Annotated in this window: 13 protein-coding genes; 4 read left to right on the forward strand and 9 right to left on the reverse strand. The window is 55.1% G+C overall.

Annotated elements, in window-relative coordinates:
* Positions 1-22 precede the first annotated feature (22 nt).
* The gene (locus H7R76_RS01435) at positions 23-568 is read right to left on the reverse strand and encodes a GNAT family N-acetyltransferase (RefSeq protein WP_106925043.1); all 546 of its coding nucleotides are present in this window, start codon (positions 566-568) and stop codon (positions 23-25) included.
* Between the two features lie 136 nt (positions 569-704).
* Here H7R76_RS01435 and H7R76_RS01440 point away from each other — a divergent pair, with 136 nt between their 5' ends.
* A complete protein-coding gene (locus tag H7R76_RS01440) occupies positions 705-2,297 on the forward strand; it encodes an STY4199 family HEPN domain-containing protein (RefSeq protein WP_182966814.1) in 1,593 nt (530 codons plus the stop codon).
* Between the two features lie 32 nt (positions 2,298-2,329).
* Here H7R76_RS01440 and H7R76_RS01445 read toward each other — a convergent pair whose 3' ends face one another.
* The 5 genes from H7R76_RS01445 to H7R76_RS01465 form a co-directional block, all read right to left on the reverse strand.
* A complete protein-coding gene (locus H7R76_RS01445; protein WP_106925045.1) occupies positions 2,330-3,217 on the reverse strand; it encodes a bestrophin family protein in 888 nt (295 codons plus the stop codon).
* Positions 3,218-3,221: 4 nt separating this feature from the next.
* On the reverse strand, positions 3,222-3,641 hold the full coding sequence (locus tag H7R76_RS01450) for a hypothetical protein (RefSeq protein WP_182966816.1): 420 nt from the start codon (positions 3,639-3,641) through the stop codon (positions 3,222-3,224).
* A gap of 55 nt (positions 3,642-3,696) precedes the next feature.
* Positions 3,697-4,584 carry a LysR family transcriptional regulator gene (locus H7R76_RS01455; protein WP_182929866.1) on the reverse strand — a complete coding sequence of 296 codons (888 nt, stop codon included), beginning with the start codon at positions 4,582-4,584 and terminating at the stop codon, positions 3,697-3,699.
* Positions 4,585-4,983: 399 nt separating this feature from the next.
* Positions 4,984-6,069 (reverse strand): YncE family protein, encoded by a 1,086-nt coding sequence (locus H7R76_RS01460; RefSeq protein WP_182966818.1) that lies wholly within the window; start codon positions 6,067-6,069, stop codon positions 4,984-4,986.
* A gap of 133 nt (positions 6,070-6,202) precedes the next feature.
* Positions 6,203-7,147 carry a LysR family transcriptional regulator gene (locus tag H7R76_RS01465; RefSeq protein ID WP_106925049.1) on the reverse strand — a complete coding sequence of 315 codons (945 nt, stop codon included), beginning with the start codon at positions 7,145-7,147 and terminating at the stop codon, positions 6,203-6,205.
* A 118-nt stretch (positions 7,148-7,265) separates the two neighbouring features.
* On the opposite strand from H7R76_RS01465, the gene H7R76_RS01470 reads away from it, so the two are divergent.
* Positions 7,266-8,006 (forward strand): MipA/OmpV family protein, encoded by a 741-nt coding sequence (locus H7R76_RS01470; protein ID WP_106925050.1) that lies wholly within the window; start codon positions 7,266-7,268, stop codon positions 8,004-8,006.
* A 106-nt stretch (positions 8,007-8,112) separates the two neighbouring features.
* Here the strand turns inward: H7R76_RS01470 and gorA are convergent, their stop codons facing one another.
* Positions 8,113-9,465: a glutathione-disulfide reductase gene (gene gorA, locus H7R76_RS01475; protein WP_106925051.1), complete on the reverse strand. Its 1,353-nt coding sequence runs from the start codon at positions 9,463-9,465 to the stop codon at positions 8,113-8,115.
* A 105-nt stretch (positions 9,466-9,570) separates the two neighbouring features.
* Positions 9,571-10,413 carry a 23S rRNA (adenine(2030)-N(6))-methyltransferase RlmJ gene (locus tag H7R76_RS01480; RefSeq protein WP_106925052.1) on the reverse strand — a complete coding sequence of 281 codons (843 nt, stop codon included), beginning with the start codon at positions 10,411-10,413 and terminating at the stop codon, positions 9,571-9,573.
* A 193-nt stretch (positions 10,414-10,606) separates the two neighbouring features.
* On the opposite strand from H7R76_RS01480, the gene prlC reads away from it, so the two are divergent.
* Both prlC and rsmJ read left to right on the forward strand, forming a co-directional pair.
* Positions 10,607-12,649: an oligopeptidase A gene (gene prlC / locus H7R76_RS01485; RefSeq protein ID WP_106925053.1), complete on the forward strand. Its 2,043-nt coding sequence runs from the start codon at positions 10,607-10,609 to the stop codon at positions 12,647-12,649.
* 8 nt (positions 12,650-12,657) lie between these two features.
* Positions 12,658-13,407, forward strand: coding sequence for a 16S rRNA (guanine(1516)-N(2))-methyltransferase RsmJ (gene rsmJ / locus H7R76_RS01490; protein WP_106925054.1), 750 nt, complete (start codon positions 12,658-12,660; stop codon positions 13,405-13,407).
* A gap of 106 nt (positions 13,408-13,513) precedes the next feature.
* Here rsmJ and H7R76_RS01495 read toward each other — a convergent pair whose 3' ends face one another.
* Positions 13,514-14,713 carry an NAD(P)/FAD-dependent oxidoreductase gene (locus H7R76_RS01495; RefSeq protein WP_182966820.1) on the reverse strand — a complete coding sequence of 400 codons (1,200 nt, stop codon included), beginning with the start codon at positions 14,711-14,713 and terminating at the stop codon, positions 13,514-13,516.

Here is a 14,713-nt window from a genome sequence, read left to right on the forward strand (position 1 = left end):
TAAAAGAGTCGTGCGCCCCCGACTATTGGCCGGATGACGGTGAACTATCATATTCGTGACTGAGTAGGCCAAACAGCCAGTCGTTGCGCCACTCACCGGCAAGGAAATAGCTTTCTCGTAGCTCGCCCTCCAGACGGAAACCAAGCCTTTCCAGCGTGCGGCGGGAGGCGATATTGCCCGCCGTCACCGTGGCGGTCAGGCGGCGTATACCGCCCGTACTGAAAGCGAAATCGCACACCGCGCGCAGCGATTCGCTGCCGTAGCCTTTGCCCTGCGCGACCGGTGCAAATAAAAAGCCGACTTCTGCGCAGTCGACGTCGCGATGGATATAGCCGGTAATGCCCAGCGGCACGTTCTGCGCGTCGCGCACCAGCAGACACAGCCAGTGCGTATCGCCGGGGGACCAGTGGGGCAGTCGGGCGTCAAAGGCGGCGCGGATCTCCTGCTCGCGGCGATCGTCTGCCACGAAGCGCATCACCTGACGGTCCTGCTGCAGAGAGAGGAAGAAAGGCCAGTCGCTGTCGACAAGCGGAGTGCAGACTAATCGTTTCGTGGTGAGCGCGGTCATAATTTCACATTCTCATGGAGGGGGCAGGACTGCTAATTTGCCTGATTTGGTCTATGGTGTAACGACAAAAATAACAAAAAAACAACATATTAATCCAAAGGCGAAATGGCCTTGCTGTTGGTTAAGGAACGTGAAGATGTCGACGTCATCGCGTCAGGTTGCTCAGCACTTCGAACATTGCTTGAGCATCATTCGTCAGGCCTCCATTGAAATACTCACACTGCTTAAGCTTCGCGTGACGGAAGGCAAAGATCCCCGCTGGTTTCTGGAACAGTTAGACCAGGCACGGATGAACCTTGGCGGCTGGGGCGTGGTGGCCCGACAGCTGCGTATTAACGACAGCCAGCTGAGCGAATTTATGCTGCAACTTCGCCATCTGCAACAGGGCATTCCCTCCTACGAACACGGGCAGGGGGCCACGGAAAATCAGCTGATTGCCGCGCTGCGTTTTGTCGTGACGTTAGAGCACATCAAACGGCAGCAGCCGCTGCTGATGTATAACACGGGCTATGACGACGATGCCGAACAGCTTCAGGAACATGCGCTGCGCCAGATTCGTACTATCGAGCTGACGCTGCGCGGCCTGGTGGTTCAGGCCTGGCCCGACGAAGCGCATTTGCACAATGCGTTAAAGTCGCTGTTTGGCCCGCAGGCCTGCGCCCGCTGGTCCTCTCGTAGCCCGTCGGGCGAGAGCCTGGGCGGCATGACTTTCGGTGAGGTGGCGCTGCTGATTGTCGATAAAAAGGTGTTCTCTCGCCATTACGCCGCGCTGTTTAACTATGCGACGGCGCTGACTTTTCTGGTTGAGCAGCGCGTAACGCTGCATCTGTTTCTTGATGATATCCGCCGCATGCGCAATTCTGCGCTGGCCCGTCATTCGCTGAGTGAAATGGAATGCCTGCTGTTGGATCTTTATGCCCAGCAGATCACCGCGCCGGTGCAGCGAGCCTATGAACAGGGGCGCATCCGCGTTAACCCGACAAGTTTAATGGCTGCCGGTGGCGGTGAGGTTCAGCAATTCTGGGCTCGGGCGCAGGACTACGTACACGCTTATGGGCCGGATACGCGGCCGATCCCAGACAGTATTGAGCGCGAGTTACACCAGCCGCGACGGCATTCTGATGTGCGTGAACGGATGATCGCGGTGACGCTGTGGTGTGCAGTAGGGGTCACGGTGCTGGGAATGACGCTGGGGGCGATTGGGTTGCTGACGGCGTTGCCGGAACCGGAGCCAACGCAGCCGCTAGCGGTCGCCAGCGCAGCGATCGTCGCCGAGCCGCTCGCAGCGGTCTCTCCTCGGGAAATACTGGCCCGCCGCGGTATTCTCTGGGACAGCAACGCCCTGCGTTCGGCTATCGATAGCAACAATATCGAAGTGGCCGAACTGTTTTTACGCGGCGGCATGAACTGGCAGGTGTCATGGACCGAGCTGGCCATGTCCGCAGGGCACGAGACAGTGCTGAATTTGCTGCTGCGTTATCGGCGCCAGATGAATGAGCCGAAGCCGTGTCGACGCTTTATCAACACGCTGACCCACGAGCTGTCTCAGGGCGCGCCGCTGAATACGGTACGAAAATCCTATCTGCAGGCTTTTTGCACCACGCCGGCGGTAGTGGCCCGCCAGCGGCTGGCAGTGGATAACGCGCAGCGACGTAGCAAGGCGACGGGCGATGCCGAGAGTAAAAAATGGCTGAGGATACAGAAGGCGATTTACGAGGTCATTCGTTAACCGGAGTTACGCGACGTCGTCGCGTAACGCACTTACAGCAGGCGATAGTTTGCGTCCGGTTTCATTTTCGGCGGGATGAGTCCGTCATGCAGCATCTCCCGCAGATCTATCTCGATGGCATTACAAATGGCGCTGAGCGGCAGATCGTTATCTTCGGTACCGAAAGGGTCCTCCAGCTCGGTGGCAATTGCGTCGAGCGCCAGCAGCGCGTAGGTAGTGAAGATGGAGAATAGCAGCGTCAAAAAACCGAAGTCATGAATCAGCAGCAGCGGATAGATCGCGCAGAAGATGCCTATCGTACGATGCAGAAGCAGCGAATACGCGTAGGGGATTGGCGTGTTGCTAATGCGCTCGCAGCCGCCCTGAATGGTCCCCATCTGATTGAGATAGTGGTTAAAGTTGCGGTACACCAGTTCGTTTGGCCGGTGCTGATAAAGCCATAGCCCGATATTTTGCAGTAGCGCGTTGCAGGGGGTGGTGAGCTGCTGATAGCCCAGCATGCGGGAAACCGGCACCGGGCCGTGGCGCAGCCTGGACTTTAGCGTGATGCAGTAAGTCACGACCAAATCCAGCAGTTCTTTCTTATCCTTCGTACTTGCCGTCGTGGTATTGATTGCTTCCCGCATCAGCGAGCGGCTGACGATCAGCAGGTCGCCCCACAGTTTACGGGCTTCCCAGTAACGCAGCCACGCGGTGTTGTTGCGAAATCCAAGAAACACTGAGATGGATATTGAGATGCCGATAAAATAGAACGAGCTTTCTTTGGCAATAATGCCGTGCAGATGCAGCAGCGGCAGTAAGTACAGATAGGCAATATTGAGTACGATAAAGAAACAAAGCTGCGGAGCGATTTTTCTCATGATGGAACCGCGCCATGAGAACAGTTTGCGCAACCAGCTTTGCTCCGGCCTGACGATCATGGTTTTATGCCTTCTCGGGTGATAGCGCTAAAATGGTGTCGTACACTACCTGAAGGCGTTCCAGATAGTGCTCGAAGACCTTCACTTTATCCTGTACCGGGATATGCCGATCGAGATGACCGTGGACGTCAATGCAGGCCGACTGCAAATCGATGCGTCCCAGCTCCTCGGATTCCACTTCGAACCGAATCTGAATTTCACCAAAAACGCGTGAACGAATGATATTGATGTTCACGCCGTTAAAGACATTTACGCACAGGCGGCCTTTTTCGCTGGGCTGAATATGATGATGGTATACCCGGCCGGTTGCGGTGATTTGAGTGATAAGCTCCATGGAATAGGTATTCCAGTATTTATCCATTTTAATTTGCTGGTTGAAAATCAGTAGCGATTTTTCTTCCAAAGAGAGAGAGGTTGTTGTCATTTTTGTTACTTATTCAAATTGATGGGTGGAATATGTGATGCAGTGGCATCGATTTTTATATGACGTTATGAATAACGTCATATTGGGTGATAAAGTTAATATAGTCGCGTAGTACTGCGGGATTATGCGTTTTGCTCTGATAAATCATCCACAGATCTATTTTTTGCACAGCCCATTGTGGCAATAACGTGACCAGTTGGCCACTTTGCAAATAAGGCTTAATAATATACTCCGGGAGGATAGCGATGCCGGTTCCCTGAAGCGCCTGCTGCAGAATGTAGGTCAGGTTGTCGCTGGTATGCCGTAGCGGCATGATGAGCTCATAGGATTCATCGTTCCGGAACAGCGAGATGCTTTTCCAGGTACGATGGGTAATGAGATCGCCGCGTTGAAGCGCTTCCGGACGCGAGATATCGCGCTGCGCCAGATACGCTGGCGTACAGACAATGAAGCGGCTAAAGGTCCCAAGGTGGCGCCCAATACAGGTATCATCCGATGGCTTACCGATTCGGTAGGCAACGTCAAATTCACCCCCAACCGAGCCGTAAAAGGAGTCGGCGGTAATCAGCTGAAGCTCAATATCCGAGTGCGTCTGCAAAAACTGATGGTGTACTGCGGGTAAAATGCTGGCCATAAATCCAGGTGGCGCAATGATTTTCAGCTTCCCGCCCGTTCGCTTTTGCAGCGCCTGTACCGTTTTATCACCGCGGATGCTGGCATCTACAACCTCATGGCAGTAGGCCAGATAGCGCTCGCCGTCCGCGGTGAGTGAAATCTTACGAGTGGTGCGATTGAGCAGACGCAGATTGAGATACTCCTCAAGGGCGCTGATTCTCTGGCTGATACGTGATTTGGTCATGCCCAGTTCAGCGGCGGTCTTGGTAAATGAACCGTTTTTTACCAGCAGCGCAAAAAGCGCCATATCCTGAACGTGCTTGAGCATAACCTGACCTTAATGTATGACAGCGCGAAATTATACGTAGGGGTAATATCCCTGTATATACCGTATTGTTTAATTCAGAAAGTTGAATTGTTTAATTTTCTGCGCTCACAAAATAACATACTTCGGATATGGATAGGGTGGGTATGTAGCATAAAAAATAAAGTAGTAGATGAGTGCTCATTATGGGTTATAAATATAATCATTGGTGGTTATATTTTTTTAAATTTATGATTAATCGCAGCGGTAGGAATAAGAAAATAGTATAAAAATAAAGTGGTTAATTGTCCTGCGGGTAAAAAACTGCATTATTCTCAGGGTTAGGTGGGGACAGCGGTGATAAACGGCGGTGAGGATACCGAGGGCGGAAAACCTGCACGCCTGATGACGTGCAGGTTAGGGTTAATCCAGAGCGATCCGCACGATGCTATCCGGCCCTTTCGTTGAGTGATCTTTGTTGAAATCCTGCTTAAGCGTCACGTACAGCGCGCTGCCGTCGTCTGAAAGCAGCAGGCTATTCGGGCGCGTAGCGAAATCCCAGTTCTGCTTCACGCTATAGTCGGTAGCATCCAGACGCAGCACCTTTTTCGCCTCGCGCTGGCTGATGAAAATCGCGTTGCGTTTCGCATCGAACTTAATACCGAGCGCATCGCCGGCAATACGCTTAATGACTTTGCCTGTGCGCTCATCAAAGACCAGCGTCGTTTTACCCTGCGAATCGTCGGTCACGAACAAACGGCCGGTTTTGGGGTCTTCCGCCATATTCAGCAGCAGGTAATCTTTGCCATCGCCCGGCGTCCAGCGCTGTTCAATCTTGTTGTTTTGCGGGTTAATAACCAGCACTTCGCCGCTGCCGTTGGTTGCATAAATGCGCTGGGTGACCGGTGAGAAAATAATACCGGTAACCCATTTACCTGCATTATCAATAGTGGCTTTCAGGGTCATGGTTTTGGCATCGACGACCGAAATAGAACCCGGATCGGCCACGCGGCCAATGAACAACATACCCTTATGGAACAGAACTTCACGTGCCCCGGCCGGATGACCCTCTTTCCCTTTGCCGCCGAGGATCAGACGCTGGAGCACTTTACCGCTTTTAGCGTCCACTTTTGACACACCCCCGTCCAGTGAATTGGTTACGTAGAACGTTTTGCCGTCATCATCGACCGCCATGCCGAAATTCTTGAGGTCGGTGTGAGTTGTGCCGGTGGTTGCGAGGGTGGTCGGGTCCAGACGATAAATCACGCCGCCGTTGGTCTCTTTAAAGCTCTGGGCGCTGGCTACGTAAAGCGCGTGGTCTGCCGGGAATAGCGCCATTTCATACAGGCCATCGCCCAGTTCACGCTGTGTGACAGAAGACGTCGTTTTTAGCGTGCCAGCAGTGTTGCCAGGCTGCGTATTTTCGGCGGCTACGGGCAGGGCGGGCACGGTAAAAGCGGTGATGAGCGCGGCGCAGAGCACCGTTTTACGCAGACTGAACGATACCATTCTCAACTCCATCATAAGATAAGCGTTTCCCGAAACTGAGGTCGGGATAGTTTTAATAAGAATGAGAATAGTAATCATTTATATGAAATGAGCAAACTTTTGCTGCGTTTGCCGAGGTGTTTTTTTGCTGACGCTAGGGCTGCTGGGTTTGCGCCACCTGACGGCGAAGCTCAGCCAACACCTCATCCAGGATGTACTGTACTCGCCAGGGCTGGTACTCACGCTTGCGGTAGATGACCACCAGGTCCAGCCACCATTCATACTGTTGGGCAAAGCAGGGTGCGAGACGACCGGATTCGATATCGGCCTGTACGCTACTCTTTGGCGCAAAGACGATCCCCAGATCGTTACGCGCCAATTCAAGCGCTGACTGGGTATTGTCGCAAATGTAGTTACCCTCAACGCGAAAATCACGGTATGCCTCGCTGCCGGCTAGCCCAAAGCGCCAGATATTGGCCTCGTCGATCATCATGGAATCCATCAGAATACAGGAGTGCTGTGCCAACTCGTCCGGCGAACTCATTGGATGTTGTGCCAGATAGCGAGGGCTGGCATACGCGCTGAGGACATATTTGGTGATATAGTTGGCGACCAGCGATTCATTTTTAGGCTGTACGCAGGAAATCAAAATATCACAATCATCAGGAAAATCAGAGCCCTCATATAAAGACTTTCGTTCCAGGTTAAATGTTTTTAAATATAAATTAATATTGCCGATATCTTTTATTTTATTGACAACGTTACGAGCCAGGTAAGCGTTAATCATCGTCGGTGCATAAACCGTGACCCGACCTTTTTTTTCATGCTTATAGTCAGCGATGAAATTATTTAGCTGGGTTTCTTTTTCCAGCAGTTCGTTGACATAGGGGATCAGCGCCTCGCCAAAACGGGTTAGCGACAGTTTACGGGAACTGCGTTCAAAAATCTTCAGGCCAATTTTAGATTCTACATCAGCGAGATACTTGCTTACGTTGCCCTGGGCCATGCCCAGCGCAGTGGCGGCGTGGCTGACGTTCTCGCTGGCAGCAATCACCGATATTATTTTTAATTCTTGCGGCTTAATCTGGAGTTTCTTCATTGCCTGGCTCTATATATAAATTGATATAGTTCTATATAAATATTGCGATTGCAGCAATATAAATACAAATATTATCATATTTTCTATCAGGATATGATAGTAGGTTGGAAGAACGGGAATGTCAATTAAGCACAGCGCGCTGCTACTTTTGTTAGCGCCATTTATGTCCAATGTTGTGGCATCAGAATTATCCGTTGGTGCCGGAGTTATTTATAATGAATCACCCTGGCGTGGATATAATGAAAATACCCATGCGGTGCCTATCGTAAATTATGAAGGTGATTCTTTTTATATTCGGCAGACCACATTAGGCTACGCGCTCTTTAAAACCCCACGTGATGAAGTCAGCCTGACCGCTTCCTGGATGCCGCTTACCTTTGACCCGTCGGATAACGACGATAGCGCCATGAAGCAGCTGGATAAGCGTCACAGTACCGCCATGGCGGGCATGGCATGGTATCACCATGAAAAGTGGGGCAGCCTGAAGCTGTCGGCGGCGGCGGATGTTCTGGACAACAGCGATGGCTGGGTTGGCGAGCTGTCCTGGTTCCGCGTATTGCCGGTGGGCAAGCTGTCGGTGATTCCCGCGGCGGGTGTCTATTATTACGATGACCGCTTTAACCGCTACTACTATGGCGTGTCGGGCGCAGAGTCCCGGCGTAGCGGCTTAGCGACGTGGTCGCCAGCGGAGAGCTGGATGCCGTACGTAGGCCTGACGGTGAAATATCCGCTGACCCGTAGCCTGATTCTGATGGCGAATGCGACCTATAGCGTGCTGCCCAATGAAATTAAAAACAGCCCGATGGTCGACCGCGATGACAGCTTTACTCTGTTGACCGGCATCAACTGGCGGTTCTGATTGCCGGATGGCGGCGTAAACGCCTTATTCGGCCTACCGCTCACCGGATCACCGGCATAAAAAAGCCAGACCGAAGTCTGGCTCTTTTTCATCTAGGCGGCCCGCGTTAACGCATGGTCACGAACTCTTCCGCAGCCGTTGGGTGAATAGCAACGGTGTTGTCGAAGTCTTTCTTGGTTGCGCCCATCTTCAGTGCAACCGCGAAGCCTTGCAGCATTTCATCCATCCCGAAACCAATGCCGTGAATACCGACAATTTTCTCTTCCGGGCCCACGCAGACCAGCTTCATACGGCAAGGCTGGCGATGCGACGTTACAGCGGTATACATGGCGGTGAAGGAGGATTTGTACACCTTCACGGCGTCGTCGCCGTACTGTTCACGCGCCTGCGGCTCGGTCAGACCGACGGTGCCGATAGGCGGATGGCTGAAGACCACGGTCGGAATGTTGCTGTAGTCGAGATGCTCGTCCGGCTTGTTGTTGAACAAGCGCTCTGACAGACGACGGCCTGCGGCGACCGCCACCGGCGTTAGCTCAACCGCGCCGGTGTTATCGCCCACAGCATAAATGCCAGGTACGTTGGTATTCTGGAACTTATCAACGACGATGTAGCCTTTATCGTTGGTTTTTACGCCGGTTGCTGCCAGATTGAAATCGTCGGTCGCCGGTTCGCGGCCAATCGCCCAGATCAGGCAATCAACGGTCTGGCTACGGCCATCTTCCAGTTCCAGCGTCAGGCTGCCGTCGGCATTTTTGACCACGGCCTTTGGAACGGCGTGGGTGTGCAGCTGCGGGCCTTCGGCGTTCATCACTTCCACCAGCGTATCGACAATCAACGGGTCGAAGCTGCGCAGCGGCGCGTGTTTACGCACGAACAGGTGGGTTTCTGCGCCCAGGCCATTAATCACGCCAGCCAGTTCAACGGCGATGTAGCCGGCACCGACTACCGCGACGCGTTTCGGCAGCGCTGGCAGTTCGAAGAACCCGTTGGAGTCGATACCGTACTCAACGCCGGGAATATCCGGGTGGCTCGGACGGCCGCCGGTTGCGATCAGGATATGATCGGCGGTGATCGTTTCGCCGTTCACTTCAATGGTTTTCGCATCGACGAAGCGCGCAAAGCCTTTAATGACATCGACCTTATTTTTGCCCAGCACGTTGTCATAGGAGGTATGGATACGGTCAATGTACGCGGTGCGGCTGGCAATCAGCTTATCCCAGCCGAAATGATTAATGGTGGTATCGAAACCATAGTCCGGGCCATACAGATGAATCGCTTCGCGAATCTGCGCGGCATGCCACATCACTTTTTTCGGTACGCAGCCGACGTTCACGCAGGTACCGCCCAGATCTTTGGCTTCAATCAGCGCGCACTTCTGGCCGTACATGGCCGCACGGTTAATCGAGGCGATACCGCCGCTGCCACCGCCGATGGCGATGTAATCGTAATGTTTGGTCATGGCCGCTCCTCAAACGTTCAATGTCGAGCGGGTGAGCGTCATGCTCCCCGCCAAAATACTCGCGATTGTATACCTGAAACTGATAGGTTCCACCGATGCCTGTGATTACTCCGGCACAATCCAGTTCACCAGCGTGTGGCCGATGCCCGCAGGCACCAGCTTAGCGTGCAGCCACGGCAGCACGTTGTTCATCTGCGCTTCCAGCTTCCACGGCGGGTTGATGACGATCATGCCGGAAGCGGTCATACCACGCTGGTCGCTGTCAGGGCGCACCGCCAGCTCAATTTGCAGGATCTTGCGAATGCCGGTTTCTTCCAGATCGTGGATCATGCGCTTAATCTGCTGGCGCAGCACCACCGGATACCACAGCGCGTAGGTGCCGGTCGCAAAGCGCTTGTGCCCTTCAACGATGCCGCTCACGACCGCCTGATAGTCGTTTTTGATTTCGTACGGCGGGTCGATAAGAACCAGACCACGACGGGAAACCGGCGGCAGCTTCGCTTTCAGTTGCTGATAGCCGTCCGCCCGCTCAACGCGCGCGCGGCTGTCTTTCTGGAATTCTGAGCGCAGCAGCGGGAAGTCGCTTGGGTGCAGCTCGGTCATTTGCAGGCTGTCCTGCTCGCGCAGCAGCTGGCGGGCAATCAGCGGTGAACCCGGGTAGTAGCGCAGCTGGCCGCTGCGGTTGAAATGCTCAACCACGGAAATATAGGGCTCCAGCTCGGTTGGCAGGTCATCCTGCTGCCAGATGCGGGCGATCCCTTCCAGATATTCACCGGTCTTTTCGGCGTGCTCGCCGCTCAGCTGATAGCGGCCGGCACCGGCGTGAGTATCCAGATAGAGAAACGGTTTTTCTTTCTCTTTCAGCGACTCGATGATCAGACTCTGAACGGTGTGTTTTAGGACGTCGGCGTGGTTGCCTGCGTGAAAGCTATGGCGATAACTGAGCATGGATACGGATATTCCGGGAAGTAAACAAGATAGCCGATAGTTTACCGCAGATCCGCCAGGATTGCCGCCCTCGTCCATCGAGAGCGGAACATCCTGCCCTGACGTTGAAATTCAGCCAACTATCCCCCATTCTAGATCCATAGCTAAAGCGCCGTTGAGCGCTTCATTTCTTTCTTAGACCAGGACTGCGCATATGACCAATCCATTACTGACGCCCTTCGAACTGCCGCCGTTTTCCCAAATTCAGCCTGAGCATGTTGTTCCCGCCGTGACCAAAGCGTTGAACGATTGCCGTGAAAACGTGGAACGCGTCGTGGCGCAGGGTGCGCCGTACACCTGGGAAAATCTCTGCCAGCCGCTGGCCGAAGTGGACGACGTGCTGGGACGTATTTTTTCGCCGGTCAGCCACCTGAATTCGGTGAAAAACAGCCCGGAACTGCGCGAAGCCTACGAACAAACGCTGCCGCTGCTGTCTGAATACAGCACCTGGGTTGGCCAACATGAAGGCCTGTATAAGGCCTACCGCGACCTGCGGGACGGCGACACCTATGCCACCCTGAGCGTGGCGCAGAAAAAAGCGGTCGACAACGCGCTGCGCGATTTTGAGCTGTCCGGTATCGGCCTGCCGAAAGAGAAGCAGCAGCGCTATGGCGAAATCGCCACCCGCCTGTCCGAGCTGGGGAACCTGTATAGCAATAACGTGCTGGATGCCACGATGGGCTGGACGAAGCTAGTCACCGATGAAGCCGAGCTGGCAGGTATGCCGGAAAGCGCGCTGGCGGCGGCGAAGGCTCAGGCGGAAGCCAAAGAGCAGCAGGGCTACCTGCTGACGCTCGATATCCCGAGCTATCTGCCGGTGATGACCTACTGCGACAACCAGGCGTTGCGTGAAGAGCTGTATCGCGCCTATTCCACCCGCGCCTCTGACCAGGGGCCGAACGCCGGTAAGTGGGATAACACGCCGGTGATGGAAGAGATCCTCGCCCTGCGTCACGAACTGGCGCAACTGCTGGGCTTTGAAAGCTACGCCTTTAAATCACTGGCCACCAAAATGGCAGAGAATCCGCAGCAGGTGCTCGATTTCTTAACCGATCTGGCGAAACGCGCCCGCCCGCAGGGTGAAAAAGAGCTGGCTCAGCTGCGTGCCTTCGCGAAAGCCGAGTTTGGCGTTGATGAGCTTCAGCCGTGGGACATCGCCTACTACAGCGAAAAACAGAAACAGCACCTCTACAGCATCAGCGACGAGCAGCTGCGCCCGTACTTCCCGGAAAACAAAGCCGTTAACGGCCTGTTTGAAGTGGTTAAACGAATTTATGGCATTACCGCGAAAGAACGTACCGACGTGGACGTCTGGAACCCGGAAGTCCGTTTCTTCGAGCTGTATGACGAAAACAACGCGCTGCGCGGCAGCTTCTACCTCGACCTGTATGCCCGTGAACATAAACGCGGCGGGGCGTGGATGGATGACTGCGTCGGCCAAATGCGTAAAACCGACGGCACGCTGCAAAAGCCGGTTGCCTATCTCACCTGCAACTTTAACCGTCCGGTGAACGGCAAACCCGCGCTGTTTACCCACGATGAAGTGATTACCCTGTTCCACGAGTTCGGTCATGGTCTGCACCATATGCTGACCCGTATCGAAACTGCCGGTGTTTCCGGTATTAATGGGGTACCGTGGGATGCGGTCGAACTGCCGAGCCAGTTTATGGAAAACTGGTGCTGGGAGCCGGAGGCGCTGGCGTTTATCTCCGGTCACTATGAAACCGGCGAACCGCTGCCGAAGGCGCTGCTGGATAAAATGCTGGCGGCGAAAAACTATCAGGCGGCGCTGTTTATTCTGCGTCAGCTGGAGTTTGGTCTGTTCGACTTCCGCCTGCATGCGGAGTACAACCCGGAGCAGGGGGCGAAAGTCCTTGAAACGCTGGCTGAAATTAAGAAACAGGTCGCCGTGGTGCCTGGCCCTACCTGGGGTCGTTTCCCACACGCCTTCAGCCACATCTTTGCCGGTGGCTATGCCGCGGGTTACTACAGTTACCTGTGGGCCGACGTGCTGGCGGCGGATGCGTTCTCCCGCTTCGAAGAAGAGGGGATTTTCAACCGTGAAACCGGTCAGTCGTTCCTCGATAACATTCTGACCCGCGGTGGTTCTGAAGAACCGATGGCGTTGTTCAAACGCTTCCGCGGTCGTGAACCTCAGCTCGACGCCATGCTGGCGCATTACGGTATCAAGGGCTGATCGTTCGCGTGAAAATCTGTTTACTTGATGAAACGGGCGCCGGAGACGGCGCCTTATCTGTTCTGGCTGCCCGCTGGGGTCTGGAACATGACGAAGACAACCTGATGGCGCTGGTGATGACGCCGGAACACCTTGAGCTGCGCAAACGCGATGAACCTAAGCTCGGCGGCATTTTCGTCGATTTCGTTGGCGGCGCGATGGCGCACCGGCGCAAATTTGGCGGGGGGCGTGGCGAAGCGGTGGCGAAGGCGGTCGGTATTAAAGGCGATTACCTGCCGGACGTGGTCGATGCGACCGCCGGGCTGGGACGCGATGCGTTCGTGCTGGCCTCGGTGGGCTGTCGCGTGCGGATGCTGGAACGCAACCCGGTGGTTGCCGCCCTGCTCGACGATGGTCTGGCGCGCGGTTACGCCGATGCGGAAATTGGCTCTTGGTTACAGGAACGTTTGCAGTTAATTCACGCCTCAAGCCTGACGGCGTTAACCGATATCACGCCACGCCCGCAGGTGGTGTATCTCGATCCGATGTTCCCGCATAAGCAGAAAAGCGCGCTGGTGAAGAAAGAGATGCGCGTGTTTCAGTCGCTGGTGGGGCCGGATCTCGACGCCGATGGGCTGCTGGAACCCGCACGTCAATTGGCCACTAAACGCGTGGTGGTGAAGCGTCCGGACTACGCGCCGCCGCTGGCCGACGTGGCAACGCCGAATGCGGTGGTGACCAAAGGGCATCGGTTTGATATTTATGCGGGGACGGCCTAGGCCAGATGGTGAGCTATAGTGCCCGATGGCGCTACGCTTATCGGGCCTACAGTTCGGTGCCGCCAGTAGGCCGGATAAGGCGTTAGCCGCCATCCGGCATCACGGGTTAAACAAACGGAGCATAAGGGTCGGCAACCTCAAACGCTGCCGCACGCTCCGCCTTCGGCGGATAAATCAGTTCGCTCACAATGGATACCTTCAGCTTCTTCGCTTCTGCGCGCGTCAGTTTCACCTGCTGATCCCATCCTTCGGTATATACCGCGCCCCACGCGCCGAGATCCAGACAGGTGACGTACATCTCCTGACGATACGGCAGCGGTGCCACGTTCAGCAGGCTGGCGGCAGCGTTGTTACCGGCGAATTTACCCAGCAGAATGGCGTGCTGGCAGGTCATCAGCGCATGGTTGCCTTTGTCATCGGTGGCGGCGTAAGCCACGTCGCCGGTGGCGTAGATATCCTCATGGCCCACCACCTGCAGATTGGCATTGACATGCAGACGGCCCTGACGATCGCGCGGAGCATCAATCTGCGCGGTCAGGCCGTTAGCCTGTACGCCGACGGTCCAGATAACCGTCTGGGACGCAATTACCTGGCCATCTTTCAGCGTCACGCCTGAGGCGTCCACGCGCTCGATTTCAGCGTTGACCTTCCATTCTACGCCCAGTTCGGCGGAGGCTTCGATGATCACATCGCGCAGTGCTTTACTCCAGCGCCCGCCCGGCTGTGCGCCGCGTTCAACTACGACTACTCTAGTCTTAGCATCGGCACCCAGAATCTTACGCAGACGGCCCGGTAGCTCCAGCGCCATTTCAATGCCGGTAAAGCCGCCGCCGCAAACGACCACGGTATTGCGGGCATCGCTCTCTGGCTGCTGCGCCAGATCGTTAATGTGTTGCTCCAGAACGGTTGCGCTCTCCAACTGGTCAAGATCGAACGCGTGCTCGGCGGCACCGGCGACGATATCACGGTTGACCTGGCTGCCGCTGGCGAGAACCAGACGATCGTAATGATGCAGGTGGTTTTCACCGCTGACGTCTTTCCAGCTCACTTCTTTGGATCCTGGCAGGATCTGCTCGACGTGCCCTTGCAGGAAGCGTACGCCGGTGACATCGAACAGAGGCTGCAGCGGCGCGACCAGCGTCTGGACCGCATTTTCGTAAAAGCGCGGGCGTACGCGCAGCTCCGGCTGCGGCGCAATGACCGTGATATCAATAGGTTGCTGGTTTTTATCCGTCAGACGTGCGGCGCTGAGTGCTGCCCACATACCGGCAAAGCCAGCGCCGACGATCAGAATTTGTTTTTGCAT

The organism is Klebsiella sp. WP8-S18-ESBL-06 (genome assembly GCF_014169755.1).
GTDB classification, from domain to species: domain Bacteria; phylum Pseudomonadota; class Gammaproteobacteria; order Enterobacterales; family Enterobacteriaceae; genus Kluyvera; species Kluyvera ascorbata_B.

Excerpts from the sequence above, each read along its gene's own strand:
- H7R76_RS01435 (WP_106925043.1), bottom strand. The coding sequence starts at position 568 with ATGACCGCGCTCACCACGAAACGATTAGTCTGCACTCCGCTTGTCGAC.
- H7R76_RS01440 (WP_182966814.1), top strand. The coding sequence starts at position 705 with ATGTCGACGTCATCGCGTCAGGTTGCTCAGCACTTCGAACATTGCTTG.
- H7R76_RS01445 (WP_106925045.1), bottom strand. The coding sequence starts at position 3,217 with ATGATCGTCAGGCCGGAGCAAAGCTGGTTGCGCAAACTGTTCTCATGG.
- H7R76_RS01450 (WP_182966816.1), bottom strand. The coding sequence starts at position 3,641 with ATGACAACAACCTCTCTCTCTTTGGAAGAAAAATCGCTACTGATTTTC.
- H7R76_RS01455 (WP_182929866.1), bottom strand. The coding sequence starts at position 4,584 with ATGCTCAAGCACGTTCAGGATATGGCGCTTTTTGCGCTGCTGGTAAAA.
- H7R76_RS01460 (WP_182966818.1), bottom strand. The coding sequence starts at position 6,069 with ATGGTATCGTTCAGTCTGCGTAAAACGGTGCTCTGCGCCGCGCTCATC.
- H7R76_RS01465 (WP_106925049.1), bottom strand. The coding sequence starts at position 7,147 with ATGAAGAAACTCCAGATTAAGCCGCAAGAATTAAAAATAATATCGGTG.
- H7R76_RS01470 (WP_106925050.1), top strand. The coding sequence starts at position 7,266 with ATGTCAATTAAGCACAGCGCGCTGCTACTTTTGTTAGCGCCATTTATG.
- gorA (WP_106925051.1), bottom strand. The coding sequence starts at position 9,465 with ATGACCAAACATTACGATTACATCGCCATCGGCGGTGGCAGCGGCGGT.
- H7R76_RS01480 (WP_106925052.1), bottom strand. The coding sequence starts at position 10,413 with ATGCTCAGTTATCGCCATAGCTTTCACGCAGGCAACCACGCCGACGTC.
- prlC (WP_106925053.1), top strand. The coding sequence starts at position 10,607 with ATGACCAATCCATTACTGACGCCCTTCGAACTGCCGCCGTTTTCCCAA.
- H7R76_RS01495 (WP_182966820.1), bottom strand. The coding sequence starts at position 14,713 with ATGCAAAAACAAATTCTGATCGTCGGCGCTGGCTTTGCCGGTATGTGG.